Origin of the sequence: Stenotrophomonas sp. (genome assembly GCF_032056425.1) — a bacterium.
GTDB lineage: Bacteria > Pseudomonadota > Gammaproteobacteria > Xanthomonadales > Xanthomonadaceae > Stenotrophomonas.
In genome coordinates this window covers 14798-39477 of the sequence record NZ_DAMBCN010000017.1, presented here as the reverse complement: position 1 = coordinate 39477, position 24680 = coordinate 14798, and the positions used below count along the sequence as shown (strand labels likewise).

Sequence of the window (24680 nt, the reverse complement as noted above, 5' to 3'; positions counted from 1 at the left end):
CCATGCCCCGTACCGTCTTCTGCCACTACGAACAACGCGATGCCGAGGGCCTGGATTTCGTGCCCTACCCCGGTGAGCTGGGCCAGCGCGTGTTCAATCACATCGGCAAGCCCGCCTGGACGGCGTGGCTGGCGCACCAGACCATGCTGATCAACGAAAACCGGCTGTCGCCGCGCGATCCGAAGCATCGCGCCTTCCTGGAAACGGAGCTGGTCAAGTTCCTGTTTGAAAAGGATGCGGAAAAGCCGGCTGGCTTCACCCCCGAGGCCTGAGCCGGTAGCGCCGGGCCATGCCCGGCGACCAGATATCCGCGGGGCATGGCCCGGCGCTACCCGATTATTCTGCAGGCGCTTCGCGCTCCTGTACCTGCGCCTGGCGCATTTCTTTTTCCTCCGCCCGCAGTGCTTTCACATCCAGCGCGCGGATGGTCTTGATGAAGCACGGCAGGCGTGGGCCACCGGTCGGGTCGCGCACCAGCACCTTGTCGAACGCTGCCGTCACCCGGCCCATGTGGCTGGTCAGGCCGATGGCCGGCGCGAAGGAAAGATCCTGGCAGGGCCCGGTCAGCTCCAGCAGATAGGCCTCGCTGGGCCGGGTCCACACCGCCAGCGCACTGTCACCCAGCTCGGTCCAGCCATTGAGCGTGCCGAAGAACTGCATGTCCTTCTGCGGCGCACCCGCATGGGCGCGGTACAGATCCAACCGCTCGGCACTGCTCAACCGGCCAGTGGTGGCACACGCGGCCAGCGCCAGGCACATCCCGGCCAGCAACAACGGGGTCTTCATGGGCGTCTCCACGGGGTACTGCGCCCATCATGCGCCCCGCCGGGCAACACCGGCGAAACGATGAACCGCCCAATTCAGCCGCTGGTAGGCGAGACCGGCCCGCACGCAGCCTTGGCAGGTGCCCACCTTGGTGGGCACACCCTGCCTCAGACGTCGGCGTGCGCCAGCGCGTGCAAGCGCCCCTCACGCAGCTCCAGCACCCGGTCCAGGCGTCGGGCCAAGCTGCGATCGTGGGTCACCAGCACCAGGCTGGTATGGCGGGCGCGATTGAGGTCCAGCATCAGCTCGAACACCGTTGCCGCCGTGCGATCGTCCAGGTTGCCAGTCGGTTCGTCACCCAGCACGCAGGCCGGGTGATTCACCAGCGCGCGTGCCACGGCCGCGCGCTGGCGTTCGCCACCGGACAGCTCGCCCGGCTTGTGGTCCAGGCGATGCCCCAGGCCAACGGCCTCCAACAGCGCGGTAGCGCGCGTGCTCGCCTCAGCCACCGCCGTCCCGGCCAGCATCACCGGCATCATCACGTTTTCCAGCGCGGTGAATTCGGGCAGCAGGTGGTGGAACTGGTAGACGAAGCCCAGCGCCTGGTTGCGCAGCAGGCCGCGCGCGGTGTCCGACAGCGCCGACATGCGCTGGCCGGTCACGTACACCTCGCCGGCGCTGGGCACGTCCAGCCCGCCCAGCAGGTGCAGCAGCGTGCTCTTGCCGGCGCCGGATGCGCCGATGATCGCCACCGTCTCGCCGGCATTCACCCGCAGGTCCAGGCCATCGAACACCGGGGTCTGCATGCGGCCTTCGGCGTAGGTCTTGCCCAACGCTTCGGCGCGGATCACTTCATCGCCACGGTTGACGATCTTATTCATAGCGCAGGGCCTCGGCCGGCTGGGTGCGTGCGGCCCGCCAGGCGGGGTAAAGGGTGGCCAGGAAACTCATCAGCAGCGCGATCAGGGTGATCGCCACGATGTCGCCGGTCTGCATGTCGGTGGGCAGGCCGGTGATGTAGTACACGTCCTCCGGCAGCAGCTTCACGTTGAACACCGATTCGATCGCGCCCAGGATGCGTTCCAGGTTCAGGGTGAGGGTGATGCCGCCGATCAGGCCGGCCAGGGTGCCGAAGATGCCGATCAGCGAGCCCTGCACCATGAACACCTGCATCACTCCGCCCGGGGTCAGGCCCAGCGTGCGCAGGATCGCGATGTCGGCCTGCTTGTCGGTCACCAGCATCACCTGCGAGGACACCAGGTTGAATGCACCCATGGCGATGATCAGCGACAGCAGGATGCCCATCACCACTTTTTCCATGCGCAGCGAGTGGTACAGGTTGGCGTTCTGCTGGGTCCAGTCACTTACCCGGTAGGCCCCGCCGAGGTTCTGCGCCAGGTCCACGCCCACCTCCAGCGAGCGGTCCATGTCGTGCAGCTTCAAGCGGACACCGGTGGCGCCATCACTGCGCAGCACGCGCTGCAGGTCCTGCATGTTGGCAAAGCCAACGCCACGATCCACTTCGTTGTAGCCGGCCTCGAAGATGCCGCTGACCGTGAAGCGCTTCATTCGCGGCACGGCGCCGGCAGGCGTACCCTGCACTTCGGCGAAGGTGACCAGCACCTGGTCGCCCACGTCCACGCCCAGCCAGATGGCCAGCTCCTTGCCCAGCAGCAGGTTGAAGCTGCCCGGCTTGAGGCTGTCGTAGCTGCCCTTGACCACCTTCTGGTCGATCACCGACACCTTCGGTTCCAGCGCCGGGTCGATCCCCTGCACGATGGCCCCCTGCACGCGCGGGCCGCTGATCATCGACTGGATCTCGATGTACGGCGCGGCGCCGGCCACGCGCGGGTCCTTGCTGGCCACGTCCACCACCCGCATCCAGTCCGGCATGGGTTCGCCGTCACGGCTGATGGTGGTGTGGGCGGTCATCTGCAGCAGGCGGCTGCGGATTTCCTTCTGGAAACCGCTCATGACCGCCAGGGTGGTGATCAGCACCGTCACGCCGAGCGCAATGCCCAGGATCGATGCCATCGAGATGAAGGAGATGAAGCCGTTGCGGCGCTTGGCGCGCAGGTAGCGCAGGCCGATGGCCACGGGAATGGGTTTGAACATGCAGGCACGCCGGTCAATTCAGCTTATGGTGCCACCGACCGGGGCCGACGGGAAACCGCGCGTGCTGCCACGGCCAGTCGCAGTTCACGTCGCTGCGCGCGATCAAGCACATCCGGCCAGAACAACAGGTACCGGCGGCGACCCTGCTGGCGCCAGCGCAGCAGCAGCCACGGTCCTCGTTCCAGCAGCCCGGGGCTGTCGATGTCCTGCCCGCCTACCTGCAGCGGCGCCGGCAGCGGAGGCAGCAGCAGCACGCGCCGCGGCCGGTACAGCCGCCAGGCCAGTTCGGCCAAGCCCAGCACCCAGACTGCCGCCAGGACGGGCCAGTACAACGCGTGCGGCAGCGCCGACGCCTGCAGCTGCCAGGGGGCGGCGATCAGCACCGCCAGCTGCGCTGCGGCCTGCAGGCGCGAGGGTCGCCACTCAAGCCTTGAGGGCGAGGATCTTCTGCATGAGCGGAATGGCGTGGGCATGCGGGCAGGCCTCGTAGCCCATGAACCAGCGCCACAACTTATCGTCCTCGCACTCCAGCAGGAACAGGAAAACCTCGCGCTCATCGGTCGGCGCAGTGCCCCATTCGCGGTCCAGGTAGCGCTCGAACAGCTGGTCCAGTTCGCGCATGCCGCGGCGGCAGCGCCAGCGCAGCTTTTTCAGCAGGACGTCTTCTTCCATCGTGTTTCTCCAGATACAGCAAAGCCACGCATGGCGTGGCTCTACTGGGGGTACAGCCACGCATGGCGTGGATGTACCGGGTACCGCCGGCATGTATCAGGCGCGGCGTTCCATCATCAGCTTCTTGATCTCGGCAATCGCCAGCGCCGGGTTCAGGCCCTTCGGGCAGGTGCGGGCGCAGTTCATGATGGTGTGGCAGCGGTACAGCTTGAACGGATCTTCCAGATCGTCCAGGCGCGCACCAGTGTCTTCATCGCGCGAGTCGATGATCCAGCGGTAGGCCTGCAGCAGGATCGCCGGGCCCAGGTAACGCTCACCGTTCCACCAGTAGCTGGGGCAGCTGGTCGAGCAGCAGGCGCACAGGATGCACTCGTACAGGCCGTCCAGCTTCTTGCGGTCTTCCGGCGACTGCAGGCGCTCACGGTCCGGCGGCGCCGGGGTCTGGGTACGGATCCACGGCTTGATCGAGGCGTACTGCGCGTAGAAGTGGGTCAGATCCGGAACCAGATCCTTCACCACGTTCATGTGCGGCAGCGGGTAGATCGGCACTTCCTTCTTGCCGCAGTCCGCGATGGCGCGGGTGCAGGCCAGGGTGTTGGTGCCGTCGATGTTCATCGCGCACGAACCGCAGATACCTTCGCGGCACGAGCGGCGGAAGGTCAGGGTCGGGTCGATCTCGTTCTTGATCTTGATCAGCGCGTCCAGGACCATCGGGCCGCAGGCGTCCAGATCGATCTCATAGGTATCGGTGCGCGGATTGCTGTCGTCGTCCGGACTCCAGCGGTAGATCTTGAAGGTACGCACGTTCTTGCCACCGGTCTTGGCGGGGAAGTGCTGGCCCTTCGTGATCTTGGAATTCTTGGGGAGTGAAAACTCGGCCATGGCTGCTCTCGTTGGCTCAGGCGGCCCGCGCCCGTAGGCGCGGATTGCATGGTAGGCGGGGTCGGATCAGTACACGCGCGGCTTCGGCGGCACCACGGACACGTCGTCGGTCAACGTGTACATGTGCACCGGGCGGTAATCGAAGCTGCACTTGCCCTTCTCGTCCACGCTGACCAGGGTGTGCTTCTGCCAGTTGACGTCGTCGCGGTCCGGATAGTCCTCGTGCGCATGCGCACCACGGCTTTCCTTGCGCTGTTCGGCCGAGTTGATCGTCGCCACCGCGTTGAGCAGCAGGTTGTTCAGCTCATAGGTCTCGATCAGGTCCGAGTTCCAGACCAGCGAGCGGTCGGAGACCTTCACGTCCTGGAACGAGTCGAAGATCTTGTCCATCTTCTCGCAGCCTTCCTTCAGCGTCTGGCTGGTGCGGAAGACCGCGGCGTCGGCCTGCATGGTGCGCTGCATGCGGTCGCGGATGACCGAGGTCGGGGTATCGCCGTTGGCGTGGCGCAGCTTGTCCAGCAGGCCCAGCGCCTTGTCGCAGGCATCGGCCGGCAGCGGCTTGTGCGCGGCGCCCGGCTTGATGGTCTCGGCGCAGCGGTTGGCCACCGCACGGCCGAACACCACCAGGTCGAGCAGCGAGTTCGAGCCCAGGCGGTTGGCGCCGTGCACGGAGACGCAGGCCGCTTCGCCGATGGCGTACAGGCCCGGCACCACGGCGTTGTCGTTGTCGCCGACCTTCTGCACCACTTCACCGTGGTAGTTGGTCGGGATGCCGCCCATGTTGTAGTGCACGGTCGGAATGACCGGGATCGGCTGCTTGTGCACGTCGACGCCGGCGAAGATGCGGGCGCTCTCGGCGATGCCCGGCAGCTTCTCGTCGATCACGCCCGGGCCCAGGTGGGTCAGGTCGAGCAGGATGTGATCCTTGTGCTCGCCGACGCCGCGGCCTTCGCGGATTTCGATGGTCATCGAACGGCTGACCACGTCGCGCGAGGCCAGGTCCTTGTAGTGCGGTGCGTAGCGTTCCATGAAGCGCTCGCCCGAACTGTTGCGCAGGATGCCGCCTTCACCGCGGACACCCTCGGTGATCAGGCAGCCGGCGCCGTAGATACCGGTCGGGTGGAACTGCACGAACTCCATGTCCTGCATGGCGATGCCGGCACGCATGGCCAGACCGCCACCGTCGCCGGTGCAGGTGTGCGCCGAGGTGGCGCTGAAGTACGCACGGCCGTAGCCGCCGGTGGCCAGCACCACGCCCTGGGCGCGGAACAGGTGCAGCGTGCCGTCGGACATGTCCAGGGCCAGCACGCCACGGCACACGCCTTCGTCATCGAAGATCAGGTCGAGGGCGAAGTACTCGATCATGAAGCGCGCATCGTGCTTCAGCGACTGCTGGTACAGGGTGTGCAGCATGGCGTGACCGGTACGGTCGGCCGCCGCGCAGGTACGCTGCGCCGCCGGGCCTTCGCCGTACTTGGTGGTCATGCCACCGAACGGACGCTGGTAGATCTTGCCTTCGGCGGTACGGCTGAACGGCACGCCATAGTGTTCCAGCTCGATGATGGCCGGAATGGCCTCACGGCACATGTATTCGATGGCGTCCTGGTCGCCCAGCCAATCCGACCCCTTGATGGTGTCGAAGAAGTGGTAGCGCCAATCGTCTTCGCCCATGTTGGCCAGCGCGGCGGAAATACCGCCCTGCGCGGCGACGGTGTGCGAACGGGTCGGGAACACCTTGGTCAGACACACGGTCTGCAGGCCCTTGGCGGCCAGGCCGAACGTGGCGCGCAGGCCGGCGCCGCCGGCGCCCACCACGACCATGTCGTACTTGTGTTCAGTAATCTTGTAAGCGGACATCTAATCTGGATTCCTGTCTTGTGCCTGGGCTCAGGCGACGCCGAGGGCGATGCGGCCCACCGCAAACACGCTGACGATCATGCCGAGCACGGCCACGAACTTCACGAAGGTCTGCAGCACCAGGGCCAGCAGCGATTCGTGGATGTAATCTTCCAGCACCACCTGCAGGCCCAGCTGGGCGTGCCAGAACATGGCGATGAGCAGGCCGATCAGCGGCACTGCGTTCCACGGCTTGGCGATGGCGGCGGTGGCGGTCACGTAATCGGCACCGGCCAGGCGCACCACGAAGACCAGGAACCACAGGCCCAGCACCACCAGCGCGGCGGCGGTCAGGCGCTGGTGCACGAAATGTTCGGTACCGGTCTTGGCCGAACCCAGGCCGCGCACGGTCTTCAGCGGGGTACGGAACTTGTTCGACTTGCTCATGCAGCACCTCCCAGCAGCACATAGGCCCACACCAGCGCGGTGATCACCAGGCTGCCGAAGACCGAGATCCAGCTGCTGCGCACGAAGGCAGGAATGCTGAAACCAATGGCGAAGTCCTGCACGATGTGGCGGATGCCATTGCACAGGTGGTAGGCGAACGACCATGTCCACGCGAACAGGAACACGCGGCCGTACCAGGCCCCGGCATGGCCGGTGTAGCAGTTCCAGGATTCGGGCCCCATCATCAGGGCCAGAAGGCCCGCAGCGATGATGAGGGCACCAACAGACAGAAAGACGCCAGTGGCTCGATGCAGGATCGAGGTGGCCATCTGAATCTGCCAGCGATACACCTGAAGGTGCGGGGAAAGTGGGCGTTGTCTGGTCGCCATTCGCTGGGCTCGTTGTCTCGGCTGGGCGGCACGCGGCCGCGTTGGCTCAATGCTGATCAGAAATCGATGCAGCGTCCGTTTTTCTCCCAATCGCCGTACCGCACCGGATCAAGTCCGCCGCGGCCGCCGAATTCTTCTTCCACCTTTTCCGGTTCCACAGGCACAGGTGCCGCGGGGACCAGCGGGGCTTCAGCTTCGGCGTCGGGAGTGGGGGTTGTTTGGCCTATCATGTTCGGTCTCGCAACGCACAAATTTTAGACCTCGTTCACGTGCCTGACAACCTGCCCCCTGCTTTCGTCGCATATCCGCACCTTCCGGGCCACCAGCTGGTGAGCCTGCAGGGCGTCGATGCGGCCGCGTTCGCCCATGCCCAGTTCAGCAGCGACGTGACCGCCCTGCCCCTGCTGCACTGGCAATGGAGCGCCTGGTTGAGCGCCAAAGGGCGCACCCTGGCGGTGTTCCAGCTGCTGCGGCTGGCCGAAGATCACGTAATGCTGGTGCTGGCCGACGGCGACGCCGATGCGATTGCGTCGCAACTGCAACGGTTCGTGTTCCGGCGCAAGGTGAAGCTGCAGGTGCACACGGATCTGATGGTGACCGGCGCATTCACAGCGCCCGAAGCGGCCAGTGGCGCGGCCATCGCGCGTGCCGAAGGCGCTGACTGGGAACTGGACCTGGGCAGTGATGCGCTGCCGCGCACCCTGCGCATCGGCGCGGCGACAGCGGACGCCGAGGGCGATCCGGCGGCCTTCGCGGCAGCCTGGCGCCAGGCCGACCTGCGCTTCGGCCTGCCGCGGCTGGACGCCAGCCAGCGCGAAGTGTGGACCCCCCAGCAGCTGGGGCTGGACCGCCTGAACGGGTACAGCGTGAAGAAGGGCTGCTATCCGGGCCAGGAAATCGTGGCCCGCACTCACTTCCTGGGCAAGGCCAAGCGCGCGGTGCAGCTGCTGCACACCGCCGCGCCGGCCCAGGCCGGTGAAGCGGTGCAGCAGGGTGGCGCGGCACTGGGCACGATCGCCAGCGTGGCCGGAGACCTGACCCTGGCGGTGCTGCCGCTGGAAACGAGCGATGGCGAACTGCAGGTCGGCGGCGTGGCCGCCCAGCGCGTGCCGCTGCTGGACGGCCTGGCACGCTGAACCCAGCGGACGGGTGCGGACCTGACCTGGTAGGTGCGGACCTTGGCCCGCACTGCCTCTGCCGGCATCCCATCCACGCATGGCGTGGATCTACGGGGGCCCCCACTTCTTCCACGCATGGCGTGGATCTACGTGAACCCCGCCTTGGTAGGTGCGGACCTTGGTCCGCACACCGGCGAAGCCGGCTTACAGGCGCTCGCCGGTTTCTGCGCTGAAGAAGTGCAGGCCCTGCGGGTGGATCGCCACGCGGATCTCCTCGCCCACCGCCGGCAGCGCCTGCGGCGCCACGCGCATGGTCAGTGCATGCTGGCCACTGCTCAGGTTGACGAAGATTTCATTGCCGACCGGCTCGATGCCCTCGATGCGCGCCATGAAGGCATGCGCATCGTCGGCGGCCGCCGGCTGCAGATGCTCCGGGCGCACGCCCACGGCAACCGGCTTCTGCAGCCAGGCCGGGTCGATGGTGGCCTGGCCCAGCGGCGCACGCCATTGGCCATCAACCACGCTCACGCCACCGGCATCGCCCTGCAGCGTGCCACGCAGCACGTTCATCGCCGGACTGCCCAGGAAACCGGCCACGAACAGGTTGGCCGGACGGTCGTACAGCGCCATGGGCGTGTCGATCTGCTGGATGATGCCGTCCTTGAGCACCACGATGCGCTGGCCCAGGGTCATCGCTTCCACCTGGTCGTGGGTCACGTAGATCATGGTGGTGCCCAGCTTGCGGTGCAGCTGCGCGATTTCGGTACGCACGCTGTGGCGCAGTTTGGCATCCAGGTTGGACAGCGGCTCGTCCAGCAGGAACACCGCCGGTTCGCGTACCAGTGCGCGGCCCAGGGCCACGCGCTGGCGCTGGCCACCGGACATCGCCTTGGGCAGCTTGTCCATCATCTCGGTCAGGCCCAGCGTCTGCGCCGCCTCGGCAATGCGCTTGTCGATGGTCGCCTTGTCATGGCCGCGCAGTTTCAGACCGAAGGCCAGGTTCTCGGCCACGGTCATGTGCGGGTACAGCGCGTAGCTCTGGAACACCATGGCGATGTCGCGATCCTTCGGCGCCACGTCGTTGACCACGCGATCACCAATGGTGAGCGTGCCGCCGCTGATTTCCTCCAGGCCCGCCACCATCCGCAGCAGCGTCGACTTGCCGCAGCCGGATGGCCCCACCAGCACCATCAGCTCGCCGTCGGCCACCTCGAACGTGGCGTCCTTCACTGCGACCTGGCCGTTGTCGTAGACCTTGCGCACACCCTGCAACTGCACTTTTGCCATATCACTCTATCCAGTCCGCCCGGTGCCGGGCTGTCATTGGGGACTGCCTTCGGCCCTCCCGATGGCAGTGATGATTGCGCGGTCGCCGCATGACGGCGAGCACTGCAATCGAATACAGTTGCCCATTCTGCCATGTAAACGTTTTCACGTGGCACTATCCGATCGTCGGCGCGCACCGACCTGCAACAGCGGCCAATCGAAAGCGGGCCGTTGCGGTGGTTTCGAATGGAACGGTTGCCCGGACGCACGGAAAACCGCCCCCAGCGAACCTCGGACAGACAGTAGCGCGGATGTCCCCTGAACCCAGCCATGAAGCGATTGACAACGATGTCACCCGGATCTGAAACTCGAGCGATGCACGACACCCTCTTCCTGTTTGGTGCCACAGGTGATCTGGCCCAGCGCTACCTGTTCCCTTCGCTGCTGCGCCTGCTCGGCGACGGCCTGCTGCCGGAGGATTTCCGCATCCGTGCGCTGGCCCTGTCCGGCCACGACACCGAAGCCTTCCATGACATCCTGCGTCCGCGCCTGCAGCAGGCCATGCCCATGGCCAGCCAGGACGACATCGCCGCCCTGCTGCGCCGCATCGACTACCGCTCGGTGGACCTGCGCGACGTCGACTCGGTGGCCGCCGCGGTGTCGGACCTGGTGCACCGCCGCTGCGTCAGCTACCTGGCCATTCCGCCGGGCCTATACATCTCCACCTGCGAAGGCCTGGCCAAGGGCGGCGCGCTGGCATCGCCGGCTCGCCTGATGCTGGAAAAGCCGATCGGCAGCGACAGCGAAAGCGCTGAAGATATCATCAGCACCATCGGCCAGTGGATCGACGAAGACCGCGTGTTCCGCCTGGACCACTACCTGGGCAAGGCCGCGGTGCAGAACCTGATCGCCCTGCGCTTCGGCAACACGCTGCTGGAAGCAGTGTGGAACCGCAATTACATCGAATCGGTGCACATTCTGGTGGCCGAGAGCGAAGGCGTGGACGGCCGCGATGCCTACTACGCCCGCTCCGGCGCGCTGCGCGACATGGTGCAGAGCCACATCCTGCAGCTGCTGTGCATGGTCGCCATGGAGCCGCCGGCATCGCTGGAAGCCGACCGCATCCGCGACGAGAAGGTCAAGGTACTGCGCGCCCTGCGCCCGCTCGATGCAAAGAACGCCGCCCGTGACAGCGTGCGTGGCCGCTACACCGCCGGCAGCATCAACGGCCAGCCGGCCCAGGCCTACCAGCCACCGGAAGGCAGCGACGTGGAAACCTTCGCCGGTGTCACCGCGCACATCGACAACTGGCGCTGGAGCGGCGTGCCGTTCCACCTGGTCACCGGCAAGCGCCTGCCCGAGCGCACCACCCGCGTGGTGGTCACCCTGAAGCCGGTCACCCATTGGCTGTTCGAGCGCCCGCAGCGTGCGCAGGCCGCGCCGAACCGCCTGGTGTTCCAGCTGCAGCCGCAGGAAAACATCGAACTGGGCCTGATGAGCAGCCTGGCCGGGCCCGAATGGGGCGCACTGGAACTGCACCCGCTGGAACTGGAACTGTCGGTGCCGACCGGCCTGCACCGCCGCATCGCCTACGAACGCCTGTTCCTGGATGCCTTCAACGGCAACCACACCCTGTTCGTGCGCGATGACGAAGTGCGCGCCGCGTGGGCGTGGATCGACAGCGTGGCCGACGCCTGGAAGGACGCCAAGCTGCCGCTGGAACCCTACCCGGCCGGCCAGTGGGGCCCGGGCAGCGCAACCGGGTTCCTGCCGCAGGGCGTGGATGCTCCCGACAGCGGAGCGTCGGCATGAGTGCCGCCAGCCAGCCGGTGCTGGTCGCCGACATCGGTGGCACCAATGCCCGCTTCGCCTTGGCCGACACCTCGCAGGACGCGCCGCTGCTGAAGGACAGCATCCGCGAGTACGCCGTGGCCGAGTTCCCCTCGCTGGGCGATGCCGCGCGCCACTACCTGGAACAGGCTGGCGCCAGCGCCCGCCGCGGCGTCTTCGCCGTGGCCGGCCGTGTGGATGGCGATGAAGCCCGCATCACCAACCACCCCTGGGTGATCTCGCGCAGTCGCACCGCAGCCATGCTCGGCTTCGACGAACTGCACCTGATCAACGATTTTGCCGCCCAGGCCATGGCCGTGGCACTGCTGCAGCCGCACGACGTGGTGCAGATCGGTGGCGCGCACTGGACCCCGGCCGCGCCGGGCCAGTCGCGCAACTACGGCGTCATCGGCCCGGGCACCGGGCTGGGCGTGGGCGGCCTGCTGGTGCGCCACGGCCGCAGTTACCCGCTGGAAACCGAAGGCGGCCATGTCAGCTTCCCGCCGGGCACGCCCGAGGAAATCCGCATTCTGGAAATCCTCTCCGAACAGTTCGGCCGCGTTTCCAATGAGCGCCTGATCTGCGGCCCGGGCCTGGTCAACATCCATCGCGCCGTCTGCGAAATGGCCGGCTTCGATCCGGGCCAACTGCAGCCGGCCGATGTGACCGCGCGCGCCGCGCTGGGCGACCCGCAGGCGATGCGCACGGTGGATGTGTTCTGCGCGGTGTTCGGCGCCATCGCCGGCGATCTGGTGCTGGTGCAGGGCGCCTGGGACGGCGTGTTCCTGACCGGCGGACTGGTGCCGAAGATGCTCGATTCGCTGCAGCACTCCGGCTTCCGCCAGCGCTTTGAACACAAGGGCCGGTTCTCTTCCATCATGGGCCGGGTGCCGTCGCTGGCAATCATGCACCCCTGCCCCGGCCTGCTGGGCGCCGCCGCCTATGCCGCCGATGCCGAACGCGATGCCCCTGGAGTTGCTGCATGAGCCCTGTTTTCCACGACAGCCGCATCGACTTCGTACAGCACGGCGACGCCGATGCCTGGATCGAAGCCGTGGCCGCCGAGATGGCCCACGCCATCAACCACGATATCAACGAAGTGGGCCGTGCCCGCATCCTGCTTTCCGGCGGCACCACGCCGGCGCCGGTGTACCAGGCGCTGGCCGAACTGGACGTGCATTGGGACCGGGTGGAAGTCAGCCTGGCCGATGAGCGCTGGCTGTCGCCGCAGGATCGCGACAGCAATGCCTGGCTGGTGCGCGAGCATCTGCTCAAGCGCGCCGAAGGCGCACACTTCGATCCGCTGGTGCGGGTGGGCAAGCCACTGCCCGAATGCGTGTACACCGCCAACCTGCAGGCCCAGCACAGCCAACCGCCGAGCGTGGTGGCCCTGGGCATGGGCAACGACGGCCACACCGCCTCGCTGTTCCCCGGCTCCAAGGACCTCAGCCGCGCACTGGAAAGCACCCTGCCCTACGCGGCGCTGGATGCCACCGGCTGCCCGGGTTCGAACCAGTGGCCGCTGCGCATCACCCTGACCCCGCGCGGGCTGGGCCAGTGCCGCCAGCGCCTGCTGCTGCTGCGCGGCAAGCAGAAGCTGCAGGTGCTGCGCCAGGCCCTGGACAGCAACGATCCGCAGCTGTACCCGATTCTCTCTGCGATCAACCTGGACGGCGCGCGCCTGCGCGTCCACTGGGCTGATTGATGTCGGCGGCGGCACTCCGGTGCCGCCTGTCACTCGCCACCTTGAATGCCGGTAGCCAATGAGCCTCCATCCGCAACTGCAAGCCATCACCGAGCGCGTCATCCGCCGCAGCGCAGCGTCGCGCGCCGCCTATCTGGCCGCGATCGACGCCTCGCTGCGTGACGGCCCGTTCCGCAGCCGCCTGAGCTGCGGCAACCTTGCCCACGGCTTCGCTGCCTGTGGCAGCACGGACAAGAGCCGCCTGCGCGGCGGCGTCACCGCCAACCTGGGCATCATCACCGCCTACAACGACATGTTGTCGGCGCACCAGCCGTTCGAGACCTACCCCGAGCAGATCCGCCAGATCGCCCGTGAACTGGGCGCAACCGCGCAGGTGGCCGGCGCCGTGCCGGCCATGTGTGATGGCGTTACCCAGGGCCGTGGCGGCATGGAACTGTCGCTGTTCTCGCGCGATGTGATCGCCCAGGCGACCGCAATCGGGCTGAGCCACGATATGTTCGACACCACCGTCTACCTCGGCGTGTGCGACAAGATCGTGCCGGGCCTGCTGGTGGGCGCACTGGCCTTCGGCCACCTGCCGGCGGTGTTCGTGCCGGCCGGCCCGATGACCCCGGGCATTCCCAACAAGCAGAAGGCCGAAGTCCGCGAGCGCTATGCCGCCGGCGAAGCCACCCGCGAGGAACTGCTGGAAGCCGAATCGGCGTCGTACCACGGCGCGGGCACCTGCACTTTCTACGGCACTGCCAATTCCAACCAGGTGCTGCTGGAAGCGATGGGCGTGCAGCTGCCCGGCGCGTCGTTCGTCAATCCCGGCACGCCGCTGCGCGATGCGCTGACCCGCGAAGCCACCGAGCGTGCACTGGACATCACCGCGCTGGGCGATGACTTCCGTCCGCTGGGCCGCATCATCGACGAGCGCGCCATCATCAATGCGGTCATCGCACTGATGGCCACCGGCGGTTCGACCAACCACACCATCCACTGGATTGCCGTGGCCCGCGCGGCCGGCATCGTGCTGACCTGGGACGATTTCGACGAGCTCTCGCAGCTGATCCCGCTGCTGGCGCGCGTCTACCCGAACGGCGAAGCCGACGTGAACCGCTTTGCCGCTGCAGGCGGCCCGGCCTTCGTGTTCGGTGAACTGATCAAGGCCGGGCTGATGCACGGCGACCTGGTGAGCGTGGCCCGCGGCGGCATGGCCGACTACGCCCGCGAGCCGCAGCTGCGCGACGGCCAGCTGGTCTACCTGCCGGGGCTGGAACGCAGCGCCGACGATGAGGTGGTGCGCGGCGTGGACAACCCGTTCGAAAGCCAGGGTGGCCTGCGCCTGCTGCGCGGCAACCTGGGCAAGTCGCTGATCAAGCTGTCGGCGGTGAAGCCGCAGTACCGCACCATCGAGGCGCCGGCCGTGGTGGTCGATGCGCCGCAGGTGCTGAACAAGCTGCACGCCGCGGGCATGCTGCCGCAGGATTTCGTGGCGGTGGTGCGCTACCAGGGCCCGCGTGCGAACGGCATGCCGGAACTGCATTCGCTGGCGCCGTTGCTGGGCCTGCTGCAGAACCAGGGCCGGCGCGTGGCGCTGGTGACCGACGGCCGTCTGTCCGGTGCGTCGGGCAAGATTCCGGCGGCCATCCATGTGACGCCGGAAGCGGCACGCGGGGGTCCGCTGGGCAAGGTGCGCGAGGGCGATATGATCCGCCTGGACGGTGAGGCCGGCACGCTGGAAGTGCTGGTGGATGCGGCCGAATGGGCGGCGCGTACGCTGGCGCCGAATACTGCGCCGGCGGCCAACGACATGGGCCGCAATCTGTTTGCGATCAATCGTCGTGTGGTGGGGCCGGCTGACCAGGGCGCGATTTCGATTTCGTGCGGGCCGGCGGCGGCCGATGGTGCGCCGTGGGATTACGACGCGGAGTACGAGCTGGGGCACGATGCGGCCGCTGCGGCGGCACCGCATGAGGCGAAGGACGCCTGAGGGTTTGAAGAGCGTTGCGGGTTTGTCGCAGCGGTTGGGTTACTGGTTGAGGGCGCGGCCAGCCCCAGCCGGGACACGCCGTAAACCCCTCCTTGGGGGCTCGTAGGCGCCATCCATGGCGCCTGCGGTCCCGGCTGGGGCTGACCGCGCCCTCCTGACACTCTCCGGCGCGTCAACGCCGCGAAGTGATCGTTGAAGAGCACAAATAGAGCGAAAGCGAAGGCAAGGGCAAAAGCATGGGTATCGAGCAACATCAGGTGAAGGCGGCGGAGATGCTGCGGGCGGCGGGTATTCTGCCGGTGGTGACGATTCATACGCTGGACCAGGCACGTGCGGTCAGTGCGGCGCTGCTGGAGGGCGGGCTGCCGGCCATCGAGCTGACGCTGCGTACGCCGGTGGCAATGGAAGCGCTGGCCATGCTCAAGCGTGAACTGCCCGATGTGGTGGTGGGCGCGGGTACGGTACTGACCGTGGAGCAGATGCAGCAGGCGATCGATGCCGGTGCCGATTTCCTGGTCACCCCGGGCACGCCGCCGGTGCTGGCCGATGCGCTGGCGGCGGCGCCGCTGCCGGTGGTGCCGGGCGCGGCCACGCCCACCGAGCTGCTGTCGCTCTACGCGCGCGGCTTCCGCGTCTGCAAGCTGTTCCCGGCCACGGCTGTGGGCGGGCTGGCGATGATCAAGGGTTTGGCCGGCCCGGTGGCCGACCTGAAGCTGTGCCCCACCGGTGGCATCACCGAAAACACCGCCGCCGAGTACCTGGAGCAGAAGAACGTGGTCTGCATCGGTGGCTCGTGGATGGTGCCGGGCAACTGGATCGCCGACGGCCAGTGGGACAAGGTGCGTGAGAGTGCCGCCCAGGCTGCGAAGATCGTCAAGCGCGTCCGCGGCCACTGAAACACTACGGGGTCAGAGCCCTTTCCCGCCGGGAAAGGGATCCGACCTCGGGTCCGCTGGCCCCAGGCCACGAGCGCGCAACGCGCGCGACCCGCTCCCGCTCCTCCTTCTTCATTCCGCGGTGGCAGCGCACGGAAACTATCCGTGGCCCTGCCGAGGGCCACCCTCCAGAATCCGACCGCACCACCACCGCGGGGGGCTGCGCCGTTGGCTGGAATTCCTACAGCGGCCGCGCCGGGTCCACCAGCCCGTACTGGCTGGCCATGCGCGCCAGCGCGATGTTGTCGTGAATGCCCATCTTCTCGAACAGGCGCGCCTTGTGCGTGTTCACCGTCTTCGCGCTCAGGCTCAGGCGCCGGGCGATGTCTTCCTGCCGCAGGCCCTGGGTCAACAACAGGGCAACTTCCAGTTCGCGCGGCGACAGTGTATCGAACGGCGACGCATTGCCTTCCACGGTCGACAGCGCCAGGTTCTGCGCGATGCTGGTGCCCAGGTAGCGGCGACCACCGGACACATCCCGCACCGCGCGCAGCAGCTCCTGCGCGTCGCAGCCCTTGCCTATGTAGCCGGCCGCACCGGCTTCGAGCAGGCGTTTGGGCAGCGGGCCGTCTTCCAGCACCGAGACAATCACCACGCGCGTGCCACGGTGGCTGCGCACGATGCGCTCGGTCACCTCCATGCCACTGACGCCGGGCAGGTGCAGATCGCACAGCACCACGTCCGGCAGCAGCTGGCGAACCTCGCGCAGGGCGTCCTCACCGGTTTCGGCTTCGCCCACGACCTCGATGTCGGACTCCCCCGACAGGATCATTTTCATCCCGGTGCGGACCAGCGCGTGGTCATCCACCAGGTAGACTCGAATCGTCATCCACGTCCCTCTTCGAATGCGGCCATCGGGGGCCAAACTAGGCGGGGGCTGCTGCACATCGCAAGCGGAAAACGTGCGCAAAAACGGCGTTCTGCCTTGCGCATCACATTCCAGGCTTGCTGTTTTCGTCCCCTGCCCCGCAAAACCCCAGATATCGAAACTACACATCCATTGCACGGCCCCCTGCACGAGGCATCCGCGTCACTCCCCTGTTGCGATCGCTTCGCTGGCCCTCGCCGCCGGCGAACCGTGACGCCGCCAAGGATGCCGGCGACGGAACATGACCAGATAGCACCCTACCACCCAAACGAGCGCGGCACACCATCCGGCCAGGATATCCGAGGGGTAATGCACGCCCAGATAGACCCGGGACACGCTCACCAGCAGGCTGAACGCGGGCGCCAGCAGCAGCACCGGCCAGCGCCAGCGGGTGTTCCACGCCAGCAGCACCAGGGTCATGGCCAGGGTCATCGACCCCATGGCATGCCCGCTGGGGAAGCTGAATGTCGATTCGGGCGCGATCGATTCCCACAGGCTGGGGCGGTCACGCTGGAAGAACCGCTTGCTGCCCATGTTCAGCAGCGCCGAGCCCACGAAGCACACCGCCACGAAGGTCGCCTCGCGCCAGCGCCGGCGCCAGGCCAGCGCGCCCACGATCAGAACGTCGGCCGGGATCAGGAACCACTCGTAGCCCAGCCGCGACAGCAGCACGAAGAAGGCATCCAGCCCTGGCGAATGCAGGCCGTGCATCTGCCACAGCAATGGCGCATCGAAATGGAACGACTCGAACTCGTGCACTTCATCGGCCAGCGCGACAAAGCCTGCCAGCGGCAGCAGCACGCCGGCAAACAGCAGCAACAGGCGCCAGGCGTTGCGCGCCATCCAGTGGCGGAAGCCGGAGGCGGGCTCCGGCGCGGCCAGGATGACCGGCTTATCCGGCGCTTCGGACATAAGTGCGTTCGACGTAATCGTCGATCAGGGCAACGAACTCCTGGGCGATGTTCTCACCGCGCAGGGTCACTTTCTTCTCGCCATCCACGAATACCGGTGCGGCCGGCGTCTCACCGGTGCCCGGCAGGGAAATGCCGATGTTGGCGTGGCGCGACTCACCCGGCCCGTTGACGATGCACCCCATCACCGCCAGGGTCATGTTTTCCGCGCCCGGGTGGTGGATCTTCCAAAGCGGCATCTTCTCGCGCACGTGGTTCTGTACCACCTTGGCCAGTTCCTGGAAGAACTCGGAGGTGGTGCGGCCACAGCCCGGGCAGGCCGTCACCAGCGGAGTAAACGCACGCTGGCCGGTGGTCTGCAGCAGTTCCTGGGCAACGATCACCTCCTGCGTGCGCGACTGCCCCGGCTCGGGGGTCAGCGAAATGCGGATGGTGTCACCGATGCCTTCCTGCAGCAGCACGCTCAGTGCCGCTGCCGAGGCCACGATGCCCTTGCTGCCGATACCAGCCTCGGTCAGGCCCAGGTGCAGGGCGAAATCAGAGCGCTGGGCCAGGTCGCGGTACACCGCGATCAGTTCCTGCACGCCACTGACCTTGGCCGACAGCACGATGCGGTCGCGCGGCAGGCCCAGCTCCACCGCCTGCTCGGCCGAATCCAGCGCCGAGCGGATCAGCGCCTCGCGCAGCACGCGGCCGGCGTCCCAGGGCTGTTCGCGATGGTTGTTCTCGTCCATCAGCTTCGCCGCCAGGGCCTGGTCCAGCGACCCCCAGTTGGCACCGATGCGCACCGGCTTGTTGTAGCGCACGGCGAACTCGATCAACTGGGCGAACTGCAGGTCCTTCTTCTTGCCGAAGCCGACGTTGCCGGGATTGATTCGGTACTTGGCCAGCGCTTCGGCGCAGGCCGGCTCGGCAGTCAGCAGCTGATGGCCGTTGTAATGGAAGTCGCCGATCAAGGGCACATCGATGCCCATCATCGCCAGCTTGTCGACAATGCGCGGAATGGCCGCGGCAGCTTCGACGGTGTTGACGGTCAGTCGCACCATTTCCGACCCGGCACGCCACAGCTCGGCGACCTGCTTGGCGGTGGACGCCACGTCGGAGGTGTCGGTGTTGGTCATCGACTGCACCACCACCGGCTTGCCACCGCCAACGGTGACCCCGCCGATCTGGACGGCATGGGTCTGGCGGCGCGGCCAGGCGGTGGCATCGGAGGGGGGCGTGGGGCGGGTGACGGCGTCGTGCATGGGCCCATTCTACCGCCCGCCCCTGCGTTCGGGGTGGGTCGCATTCAGCGCGCAGCGCGTCTGCGGCCGATTGTCGCAGGCAGCCCGTGCGATGAACGCATACGATGGGCAGGCATGACCGGACCCGACGCCCCGTTTCTTCGAACCCTGTGCAGCCTGCGCTGGTTGGCCGTGGCCGGCCAGGCGGCCACCATCCTGGTCGCCACCTGGGTGCTCGGCCTGCCGTTGCCGCAGCAGCCACTCTGGGCGGGCGTGGCCGTGCTGGCCGCATTCAACCTGTACACCCAGCTACGCCCGGAAGCCGGCGACCCCGCCCCGCTGACCGCGTTCGGCCACATCCTGGTGGATGTGATCATCCTCACCTGGATGGTGGGCTGGAGCGGTGGCATCGCCAACCCCTTCGGCTCGCTGTTCCTGATCCTGATCGCGCTGGCGGCGTTTGCCCTGCCCCTGCGCTGGGCGCTGGCGGTGGCCGGCGCCTGCCTGCTGGGCTATGCCGCCAGCGGCGTGTTCGGGCAACCGCTGCCTACCGGCTACTTCCGCGCGCTGGACCTGAACCGCTGGGGCGTGGTGGCCAACTTCCTGTTGTCGGCTGCCGTGGTACTGACCTTCTCGACCCGCCTGGCGATGGCCCTGCGCCAGCGCGAACTGGAACTGTCGGCGCTGCGCGAGCGCTTCGCCCGCAACGAGGGCATCGTTGCCTTGGCCACCCACGCCGCGTCGGTGGCGCATGAACTGAACACACCGCTGGCAACCATGACCCTGCTGGCCGACGACGTGGCCGAGCGCAGCGAAGAGCCGGAAGTGCGCGAAGACATGGAGACGCTGCGCGAGCTGCTGGTGCAGTGCCGGGAGCGTGTGCTGGCGCTGGCCGCGCCGGCCTCGGCCGATGCTCCGGGGCGCAGCCACTCCAGTGCCCAGCAGGTGCTGGAGCAGTGGCGCCTGGTGCGCCCGACCATCGACCTGCACCGCAACGACGACGCGCCGCTGCGCCTGCCGCTGGCCCCCGGCGTGGGCCATCTGCTGATGGTGCTGCTGAACAACGCAGCCGACGCCGGCGAGCAGGCCGGGCGGCCGCGCGTGGACCTGGACCTGCGTATCGAGGGCAAGGACCTGATCGGCGAAGTACGCGATTACGGGCACGGCTTCGACGCGCGTGCCGCCGTGCTGCCGGGCAAGCTGTTCGGCAGCAGCAAGAGTGAAGGCATGGGCGTGGGGCTGGCCCTGTCCCATGCCACCATCGAACGCCTGCACGGCGAGATGTGGATGCGCCCGGCCCAAGGGGCCGGCAGCCGCGTCGGCTTCCGCCTTCCGCTGGCCCCACGCGAGGACACCCCATGAACGCCTCACCCCTTGGCCTGCTGGTCGACGACGACGAACTGTACCTGCGCACGCTGCAGCGCAGCCTGGCCCGCAAGGGCCTGGAAACCCAGACCGCGCAGGATGCCGCCAGCGCCCTGACCCTGGCCCGCCAACAGCCACCGGCCTTTGCACTGATCGATCTGAAGCTGGGCCACGATTCCGGGCTGGCATTGATCCAGCCGCTGCGTGCCCTGCGCGCGGACATGCGCATCCTGCTGGTGACCGGCTACGCCAGCATCGCCACGGCGGTAGAGGCGATCAAGCTGGGTGCAGACGACTACCTGCCGAAACCGGCCACGGTGCCGATGATCCTGCGTGCACTGGGCGAAGAAGACGATGGCCCGGCCGATGATGGCGAAATGGAAGTGCCCGATGCGATGACGCCGATCAGCCGCCTGCAGTGGGAACACATCCAACAGGCGATGCACGAGACGGGCGGCAACGTGTCGGCCGCCGCACGCCTGCTGGGCATGCACCGGCGCTCGTTGCAGCGCAAGCTGGCCAAGCGGCCCAGCCCGGAGCGCGACCCGAGCCGTTGACGCGGGGTCGCGTCCGCCGGGCATGGCCCGGCGCTACCAACTTGTAGAGTCGAGCCATGCTCGACTCCGCGCACAAGACAGTCGAGCACGGCTCGACTCTACAGATACCTCAGCGCTTCAGCTGCGCCAGGATCTCGCGGGTCATCGGATCGGCAATCGCCACATCCTCGCCCTGCAGCGCCGGCAGCAGGCCGCTGGCCAGCTGCTTGCCCAGCTCGACACCGAACTGGTCGAAGGCGTTGATGTTCCAGATGACCGACTGCACGTACACGGCGTGTTCGTACATGGCGATCAGCGCGCCCAGCGCCTGCGGGGTCAGCGCGTCGAGCAGGATCAGCGTGCTCGGGCGGCCACCCGGGTAATCACGGTGCGGGTCATCGCTGCCCTGGCCGTTGGCCAGCGCCTCGGTCTGCGCCAGCAGGTTGGCCAGCAGCGCCTGGTGATTGACCGTGTACGGATCATCGTTGTGCACGCAGCCGATGAAGTCGGCCGGGATGATGCTGGTGCCCTGGTGCAGCGCCTGGAAGAAGCTGTGCTGCACGTCGGTACCCGCCCCGCCCCACCACACCGGCACGGTGTCGGTGGTGACCGGCTGGCCGTCGCGCTGCACACGCTTGCCCAGGCTTTCCATCACCAGCTGCTGCAGGTAGGCCGGCAGCAGCGCCAGGCGCTGGTCATAGGTCATCACCGCGTGGGTGGCACAGCCCAGCAGATTGCGGTTCCAGATATCGGTCAGTGCATGCAGCACCGGCAGGTTGCGCTCCAGTGGCGCGTCCAGCGCATGCGCGTCCATCTGCGCGGCACCGTCCAGCAGCTGCTCGAAACGCTCGAAACCGATCGCCAGCGCGATCGGGAAACCGACGGCCGACCACAGCGAATAACGCCCGCCTACCCAGTCCCACATCGGCAGCACGCGCTCGGCGGCGATGGCAAAGGCCTTGGCCGCACGCTCGGGGTTGGCACTGACTGCGTACAGGCGCTCGCTGCCGCCCAGCCAGTCGTGCAGGATCTGCCCGTTGAGCAGGGTCTCCTGGGTACCGAAGGTCTTGGAAATGAGGATGCCGGCGGTCTTGGCCGGATCCAGGCTGGCCAGCGTGCGCTGCATGGCGGCGCCGTCCACGTTCGACACGAAATGCACGCGCAGGCGCGCACCGCTGACCGGGCGCAGCGCATCGGCAACCAGGCGCGGGCCCAGATCGGAACCGCCAATGCCCACGCTGACCACATCGGTCACGCCGCTGTCTTCCAGCGCGCGCACCAGAACGCCCATGCGCTGGCGGATCCCGCGCGCGGTGGCATAGGCCTCGGCCGCCACCGGCGCGTCGACCGCATCACCACGCAGCGCGGTATGCAGCGCCGCACGACCTTCGGTCAGGTTGACCTGCTCGCCACGGAACAGACGATTGATGGCACCGCCGACATCACGGTCGGCGGCCAATGCCAGCAACGCCTGCAGCGCGGCGGCATCGTACTTCTGCCGCGCGAAATTGACATACAACGGACCGACCCGCAGCGCCAGGTCCTGCACGCGGCCCGGTTCGGCGGCGAGTAGGCTGGGAATGCTTGCGCCCTTCAGGCGCTGGGCGTGGGAATGCAGCGAGTCGAATCCGTTGTTCGTTGTCATGCGGCCTGGGTCGGGATCGTGTCGTTGGTGTGGGAGATCTGGTTGTTGCCGTCCACGTACACCAGCTTCGGCTTGAAGCTGTCGGCTTCCTGCTCGGTCATGCTGGCGAAGGCCGCGATGATGATGATGTCACCGACCTGCACGTGGCGCGCAGCGCCGCCGTTGAGCGACACCACGCCGCTGCCGGCTTCGGCACGGATGGCGTAGGTCGAGAAGCGCGCACCGTTGGTCACGTCCCAGATGTGCACCTGCTCGAACTCGCGGATGCCGGTGGCAGCCAGCAGGTTGTCATCGATGGCGATGGAACCTTCGTAGTTCAGCTCGGAATGGGTGACGGTGGCGCGGTGGATCTTGGTCTTCAGCAGGGACAGGTGCATGGCACGGTACAACGCAAAGGAAAGCGGGGATTCTAGCACCCGCACAGCGCGGGGCATCACGGCCGGCAACCCGTTCAGGTATCAGGCTGGAAGCGGGGTCAGAGCCCTTTCCCACAGGGAAAGGGATCCGACCCCGCAGGCATCAGAATTCCAGGTTGTCGATCAACCGGGTGCTGCCCAGGCGGGCGGCAATCAGCGCCACCCGGCCGCCGCCGTCGAAGGTCGGCTCGGCCAGCTCGGGGGTGCGCAGCACCGCGTAATCGACCTGGAAGCCGGCGGCCTGCAGCGCAGCCGTGGCATCGGCCTCGATCTGCGTGCGCGCCTGCCCGGCCACGTAACCTTCACGCATGCCCAGCAGGGTGCGGTGGAGGGTGGTCGCCAGCGGGCGCTGCTGCGCATCCAGGTACTGGTTGCGCGAGCTCTTGGCCAGACCATCGTCATCGCGCACGATCTCTGCACCGACGATCTGGATCGGGAACGACAGCTCGGCCACCATCTGCTTGATCACGGCCAACTGCTGGTAATCCTTGCGGCCGAACACCGCCACGTCCGGCTGCACCTGCAGGAACAGGCGCGCCACCACCGTGCAGACGCCATCGAAGTGGCCCGGGCGGCTGGCGCCCTCCAGCACTTCGCTCACGCCCGGGGCGTGCATCTGCGTGGTCTTGTCCACGCCCAGCGGGTACATCGCCTCGACGCTGGGCAGCCACACCGCATCGCAGCCCACCTGCTCCAGCCCGGCCACGTCGGCCTCGGGCGTGCGCGGGTAGCGGCTGAAGTCCTCGTTCGGCCCGAACTGGGTCGGATTGACGAAGATGCTGGCCACGACCTTGTCGGCGTACTGCCGCGCCAGGCTCACCAGTGAATGGTGGCCACCGTGCAGGTTGCCCATGGTCGGCACCAGCGCCACGCGCAGGCCCTGCTGCTTCCACTGCGCGATCTGCCCGCGCAGCGCGCCGAGTTCGTTGAAGGTCTGGATCATTGGGCGTAGGCGTGCTGTTCGTCAGGGAAGCTGCCGTCGCGCACGGCGTCGGCATAGGCGCGGGTGGCACCGGCCACCGAACCACCTTCGGCCAGGAAGTCCTTGACGAACTTCGGACGGCGGTGGCCGCTGTCCAGGCCGATGAAATCGTGCATCACCAGCACCTGGCCATCGCACTGCGGGCCGGCACCGATGCCGATGGTCGGCACGTCGACGGCGGCGGTCACTTCGGCAGCCACCGGGGTCGGCATGCATTCGAGCACGATCAGCGCGGCACCGGCAGCGGCCACGGCCTTGGCATCTTCCACCAGCTGGCGCGCGGCATCGCCGCGGCCCTGGATCTTGAAGCCACCCAGGCGCAGCACCGACTGCGGGGTCAGGCCCAGGTGCGAACAGACCGGAATCTCGCGCTCGACCAGATAGCGCACGATGTCGACCTTGAAGCCGGCGCCTTCGATCTTGACCATCTCGGCACCGGCCTGCAGCAGCTGCAGCGATGCCTCCAGCGCGCGCTCGGGGGTGGCATCGGCGCCGAACGGCAGGTCGGCCACCAGCAGCGCACGCTGCAGCACGCGGGCCACCGCACGGGTGTGGTAGACCATGTCGGCCACGGTCACCGGCAGGGTGGAATCGTGGCCCTGCACGACCATGCCCAGCGAATCGCCGATCAGGATCAGGTCCACGCCGTTGGCGTCGAACGTACGGGCAAAGCTGGCGTCGTAAGCGGTCAACATGACCAGCTTCTGGCCATTGCGCTTGGCTTCGGCCAGCGCGGGTACGGTCCAGGGCTTGCTGTCTGCGTGGGTACTCATGTGCTGATAACCGGGGGAGATAA

The 24680-nt window shown here is 67.4% G+C and carries 27 protein-coding genes; 9 read left to right on the top strand and 18 right to left on the bottom strand.

Annotated elements, in window-relative coordinates:
• The first annotated feature begins 2 nt into the window (after window positions 1-2).
• Entirely contained in the window at window positions 3-272 is a 270-nt protein-coding gene (locus RTY46_RS12355) for an oxidative damage protection protein (RefSeq protein ID WP_312708695.1), read from the top strand.
• Between the two features lie 64 nt (window positions 273-336).
• Here RTY46_RS12355 and RTY46_RS12350 read toward each other — a convergent pair whose 3' ends face one another.
• The 10 genes from RTY46_RS12350 to RTY46_RS12305 form a co-directional block, all read right to left on the bottom strand.
• Window positions 337-786 (bottom strand): DUF6491 family protein, encoded by a 450-nt coding sequence (locus RTY46_RS12350; protein ID WP_312708694.1) that lies wholly within the window; start codon window positions 784-786, stop codon window positions 337-339.
• A 146-nt stretch (window positions 787-932) separates the two neighbouring features.
• Entirely contained in the window at window positions 933-1646 is a 714-nt protein-coding gene (gene lolD, locus RTY46_RS12345; RefSeq protein WP_312708693.1) for a lipoprotein-releasing ABC transporter ATP-binding protein LolD, read from the bottom strand.
• On the bottom strand, window positions 1639-2880 hold the full coding sequence (locus RTY46_RS12340) for a lipoprotein-releasing ABC transporter permease subunit (RefSeq protein ID WP_108752791.1): 1242 nt from the start codon (window positions 2878-2880) through the stop codon (window positions 1639-1641). The genes lolD and RTY46_RS12340 overlap by 8 nt, the downstream gene beginning before the upstream one ends.
• Window positions 2881-2903: 23 nt before the next feature.
• Window positions 2904-3353, bottom strand: coding sequence for a hypothetical protein (locus RTY46_RS12335; protein WP_312708692.1), 450 nt, complete (start codon window positions 3351-3353; stop codon window positions 2904-2906).
• Window positions 3304-3552, bottom strand: a complete 249-nt coding sequence (locus tag RTY46_RS12330) for a succinate dehydrogenase assembly factor 2 (protein ID WP_312708690.1) — start codon at window positions 3550-3552, stop codon at window positions 3304-3306. The genes RTY46_RS12335 and RTY46_RS12330 overlap by 50 nt, the downstream gene beginning before the upstream one ends.
• Before the next feature lie 96 nt (window positions 3553-3648).
• Complete coding sequence (locus RTY46_RS12325) at window positions 3649-4434, bottom strand: succinate dehydrogenase iron-sulfur subunit (RefSeq protein WP_108752788.1); 786 nt, start codon at window positions 4432-4434, stop codon at window positions 3649-3651.
• Window positions 4435-4500: 66 nt separating this feature from the next.
• Entirely contained in the window at window positions 4501-6291 is a 1791-nt protein-coding gene (gene sdhA, locus RTY46_RS12320; protein WP_312708689.1) for a succinate dehydrogenase flavoprotein subunit, read from the bottom strand.
• A gap of 30 nt (window positions 6292-6321) precedes the next feature.
• The gene (sdhD, locus tag RTY46_RS12315) at window positions 6322-6717 is read right to left on the bottom strand and encodes a succinate dehydrogenase, hydrophobic membrane anchor protein (RefSeq protein WP_312708687.1); all 396 of its coding nucleotides are present in this window, start codon (window positions 6715-6717) and stop codon (window positions 6322-6324) included.
• Window positions 6714-7106, bottom strand: coding sequence for a succinate dehydrogenase, cytochrome b556 subunit (sdhC, locus tag RTY46_RS12310; protein WP_108755925.1), 393 nt, complete (start codon window positions 7104-7106; stop codon window positions 6714-6716). Before sdhC ends, sdhD begins: the two co-directional genes overlap by 4 nt.
• A gap of 56 nt (window positions 7107-7162) precedes the next feature.
• Window positions 7163-7336 carry a DUF1674 domain-containing protein gene (locus RTY46_RS12305; protein ID WP_312708685.1) on the bottom strand — a complete coding sequence of 58 codons (174 nt, stop codon included), beginning with the start codon at window positions 7334-7336 and terminating at the stop codon, window positions 7163-7165.
• A gap of 39 nt (window positions 7337-7375) precedes the next feature.
• Between RTY46_RS12305 and RTY46_RS12300 the strand changes: the two genes are divergently transcribed.
• Window positions 7376-8242 (top strand): folate-binding protein, encoded by an 867-nt coding sequence (locus RTY46_RS12300; RefSeq protein ID WP_312708683.1) that lies wholly within the window; start codon window positions 7376-7378, stop codon window positions 8240-8242.
• Between the two features lie 186 nt (window positions 8243-8428).
• On the opposite strand, the gene ugpC is transcribed toward RTY46_RS12300, so the two are convergent.
• Window positions 8429-9511: a sn-glycerol-3-phosphate ABC transporter ATP-binding protein UgpC gene (ugpC, locus tag RTY46_RS12295; protein ID WP_312708681.1), complete on the bottom strand. Its 1083-nt coding sequence runs from the start codon at window positions 9509-9511 to the stop codon at window positions 8429-8431.
• A gap of 354 nt (window positions 9512-9865) precedes the next feature.
• On the opposite strand from ugpC, the gene zwf reads away from it, so the two are divergent.
• The 5 genes from zwf (at window position 9866) to RTY46_RS12270 (ending at window position 15896) form a co-directional block, all read left to right on the top strand.
• Complete coding sequence (gene zwf, locus RTY46_RS12290) at window positions 9866-11302, top strand: glucose-6-phosphate dehydrogenase (protein WP_312708679.1); 1437 nt, start codon at window positions 9866-9868, stop codon at window positions 11300-11302.
• Window positions 11299-12306: a glucokinase gene (gene glk, locus RTY46_RS12285; protein WP_312708677.1), complete on the top strand. Its 1008-nt coding sequence runs from the start codon at window positions 11299-11301 to the stop codon at window positions 12304-12306. The genes zwf and glk overlap by 4 nt, the downstream gene beginning before the upstream one ends.
• Window positions 12303-13025 carry a 6-phosphogluconolactonase gene (gene pgl / locus RTY46_RS12280; RefSeq protein WP_312708676.1) on the top strand — a complete coding sequence of 241 codons (723 nt, stop codon included), beginning with the start codon at window positions 12303-12305 and terminating at the stop codon, window positions 13023-13025. Before glk ends, pgl begins: the two co-directional genes overlap by 4 nt.
• Window positions 13026-13083: 58 nt before the next feature.
• Entirely contained in the window at window positions 13084-15000 is a 1917-nt protein-coding gene (edd, locus tag RTY46_RS12275) for a phosphogluconate dehydratase (protein WP_312708675.1), read from the top strand.
• A 236-nt stretch (window positions 15001-15236) separates the two neighbouring features.
• A complete protein-coding gene (locus tag RTY46_RS12270) occupies window positions 15237-15896 on the top strand; it encodes a bifunctional 4-hydroxy-2-oxoglutarate aldolase/2-dehydro-3-deoxy-phosphogluconate aldolase (protein WP_312708674.1) in 660 nt (219 codons plus the stop codon).
• Between the two features lie 220 nt (window positions 15897-16116).
• Here the strand turns inward: RTY46_RS12270 and RTY46_RS12265 are convergent, their stop codons facing one another.
• From RTY46_RS12265 to ispG, 3 genes are all read right to left on the bottom strand, one after another.
• Window positions 16117-16764 (bottom strand): response regulator, encoded by a 648-nt coding sequence (locus RTY46_RS12265; protein WP_312708673.1) that lies wholly within the window; start codon window positions 16762-16764, stop codon window positions 16117-16119.
• Window positions 16765-16965: 201 nt separating this feature from the next.
• Window positions 16966-17715 (bottom strand): phosphatase PAP2 family protein, encoded by a 750-nt coding sequence (locus tag RTY46_RS12260; protein WP_312708672.1) that lies wholly within the window; start codon window positions 17713-17715, stop codon window positions 16966-16968.
• Entirely contained in the window at window positions 17696-18961 is a 1266-nt protein-coding gene (gene ispG, locus RTY46_RS12255; protein WP_312708671.1) for a flavodoxin-dependent (E)-4-hydroxy-3-methylbut-2-enyl-diphosphate synthase, read from the bottom strand. The genes RTY46_RS12260 and ispG overlap by 20 nt, the downstream gene beginning before the upstream one ends.
• A 114-nt stretch (window positions 18962-19075) precedes the next feature.
• Between ispG and RTY46_RS12250 the strand changes: the two genes are divergently transcribed.
• Window positions 19076-20302: an ATP-binding protein gene (locus RTY46_RS12250; RefSeq protein ID WP_312708670.1), complete on the top strand. Its 1227-nt coding sequence runs from the start codon at window positions 19076-19078 to the stop codon at window positions 20300-20302.
• Window positions 20299-20862 carry a response regulator transcription factor gene (locus RTY46_RS12245; RefSeq protein WP_312708669.1) on the top strand — a complete coding sequence of 188 codons (564 nt, stop codon included), beginning with the start codon at window positions 20299-20301 and terminating at the stop codon, window positions 20860-20862. Before RTY46_RS12250 ends, RTY46_RS12245 begins: the two co-directional genes overlap by 4 nt.
• Window positions 20863-20971: 109 nt before the next feature.
• Here the strand turns inward: RTY46_RS12245 and pgi are convergent, their stop codons facing one another.
• From pgi to panB, 4 genes are all read right to left on the bottom strand, one after another.
• Window positions 20972-22486, bottom strand: a complete 1515-nt coding sequence (gene pgi / locus RTY46_RS12240; protein WP_312708668.1) for a glucose-6-phosphate isomerase — start codon at window positions 22484-22486, stop codon at window positions 20972-20974.
• Entirely contained in the window at window positions 22483-22863 is a 381-nt protein-coding gene (gene panD, locus RTY46_RS12235; RefSeq protein ID WP_004153087.1) for an aspartate 1-decarboxylase, read from the bottom strand. The genes pgi and panD overlap by 4 nt, the downstream gene beginning before the upstream one ends.
• A 142-nt stretch (window positions 22864-23005) precedes the next feature.
• Window positions 23006-23845 carry a pantoate--beta-alanine ligase gene (gene panC / locus RTY46_RS12230; RefSeq protein ID WP_312708667.1) on the bottom strand — a complete coding sequence of 280 codons (840 nt, stop codon included), beginning with the start codon at window positions 23843-23845 and terminating at the stop codon, window positions 23006-23008.
• The gene (panB, locus tag RTY46_RS12225) at window positions 23842-24657 is read right to left on the bottom strand and encodes a 3-methyl-2-oxobutanoate hydroxymethyltransferase (RefSeq protein ID WP_312708665.1); all 816 of its coding nucleotides are present in this window, start codon (window positions 24655-24657) and stop codon (window positions 23842-23844) included. The genes panC and panB overlap by 4 nt, the downstream gene beginning before the upstream one ends.
• Between the last annotated feature and the right edge of the window lie 23 nt (window positions 24658-24680).

Bases quoted from the DNA above. Each gene is read 5' to 3' on its own strand.
- RTY46_RS12355 (WP_312708695.1), top strand. From the start codon at position 3: ATGCCCCGTACCGTCTTCTGCCACTACGAACAACGCGATGCCGAGGGC.
- RTY46_RS12350 (WP_312708694.1), bottom strand. From the start codon at position 786: ATGAAGACCCCGTTGTTGCTGGCCGGGATGTGCCTGGCGCTGGCCGCG.
- lolD (WP_312708693.1), bottom strand. From the start codon at position 1,646: ATGAATAAGATCGTCAACCGTGGCGATGAAGTGATCCGCGCCGAAGCG.
- RTY46_RS12340 (WP_108752791.1), bottom strand. From the start codon at position 2,880: ATGTTCAAACCCATTCCCGTGGCCATCGGCCTGCGCTACCTGCGCGCC.
- RTY46_RS12335 (WP_312708692.1), bottom strand. From the start codon at position 3,353: ATGCCCACGCCATTCCGCTCATGCAGAAGATCCTCGCCCTCAAGGCTT.
- RTY46_RS12330 (WP_312708690.1), bottom strand. From the start codon at position 3,552: ATGGAAGAAGACGTCCTGCTGAAAAAGCTGCGCTGGCGCTGCCGCCGC.
- RTY46_RS12325 (WP_108752788.1), bottom strand. From the start codon at position 4,434: ATGGCCGAGTTTTCACTCCCCAAGAATTCCAAGATCACGAAGGGCCAG.
- sdhA (WP_312708689.1), bottom strand. From the start codon at position 6,291: ATGTCCGCTTACAAGATTACTGAACACAAGTACGACATGGTCGTGGTG.
- sdhD (WP_312708687.1), bottom strand. From the start codon at position 6,717: ATGAGCAAGTCGAACAAGTTCCGTACCCCGCTGAAGACCGTGCGCGGC.
- sdhC (WP_108755925.1), bottom strand. From the start codon at position 7,106: ATGGCGACCAGACAACGCCCACTTTCCCCGCACCTTCAGGTGTATCGC.
- RTY46_RS12305 (WP_312708685.1), bottom strand. From the start codon at position 7,336: ATGATAGGCCAAACAACCCCCACTCCCGACGCCGAAGCTGAAGCCCCG.
- ugpC (WP_312708681.1), bottom strand. From the start codon at position 9,511: ATGGCAAAAGTGCAGTTGCAGGGTGTGCGCAAGGTCTACGACAACGGC.
- zwf (WP_312708679.1), top strand. From the start codon at position 9,866: ATGCACGACACCCTCTTCCTGTTTGGTGCCACAGGTGATCTGGCCCAG.
- glk (WP_312708677.1), top strand. From the start codon at position 11,299: ATGAGTGCCGCCAGCCAGCCGGTGCTGGTCGCCGACATCGGTGGCACC.
- pgl (WP_312708676.1), top strand. From the start codon at position 12,303: ATGAGCCCTGTTTTCCACGACAGCCGCATCGACTTCGTACAGCACGGC.
- edd (WP_312708675.1), top strand. From the start codon at position 13,084: ATGAGCCTCCATCCGCAACTGCAAGCCATCACCGAGCGCGTCATCCGC.
- RTY46_RS12270 (WP_312708674.1), top strand. From the start codon at position 15,237: ATGGGTATCGAGCAACATCAGGTGAAGGCGGCGGAGATGCTGCGGGCG.
- RTY46_RS12265 (WP_312708673.1), bottom strand. From the start codon at position 16,764: ATGACGATTCGAGTCTACCTGGTGGATGACCACGCGCTGGTCCGCACC.
- RTY46_RS12260 (WP_312708672.1), bottom strand. From the start codon at position 17,715: ATGTCCGAAGCGCCGGATAAGCCGGTCATCCTGGCCGCGCCGGAGCCC.
- ispG (WP_312708671.1), bottom strand. From the start codon at position 18,961: ATGCACGACGCCGTCACCCGCCCCACGCCCCCCTCCGATGCCACCGCC.
- RTY46_RS12250 (WP_312708670.1), top strand. From the start codon at position 19,076: ATGACCGGACCCGACGCCCCGTTTCTTCGAACCCTGTGCAGCCTGCGC.
- RTY46_RS12245 (WP_312708669.1), top strand. From the start codon at position 20,299: ATGAACGCCTCACCCCTTGGCCTGCTGGTCGACGACGACGAACTGTAC.
- pgi (WP_312708668.1), bottom strand. From the start codon at position 22,486: ATGACAACGAACAACGGATTCGACTCGCTGCATTCCCACGCCCAGCGC.
- panD (WP_004153087.1), bottom strand. From the start codon at position 22,863: ATGCACCTGTCCCTGCTGAAGACCAAGATCCACCGCGCCACCGTCACC.
- panC (WP_312708667.1), bottom strand. From the start codon at position 23,845: ATGATCCAGACCTTCAACGAACTCGGCGCGCTGCGCGGGCAGATCGCG.
- panB (WP_312708665.1), bottom strand. From the start codon at position 24,657: ATGAGTACCCACGCAGACAGCAAGCCCTGGACCGTACCCGCGCTGGCC.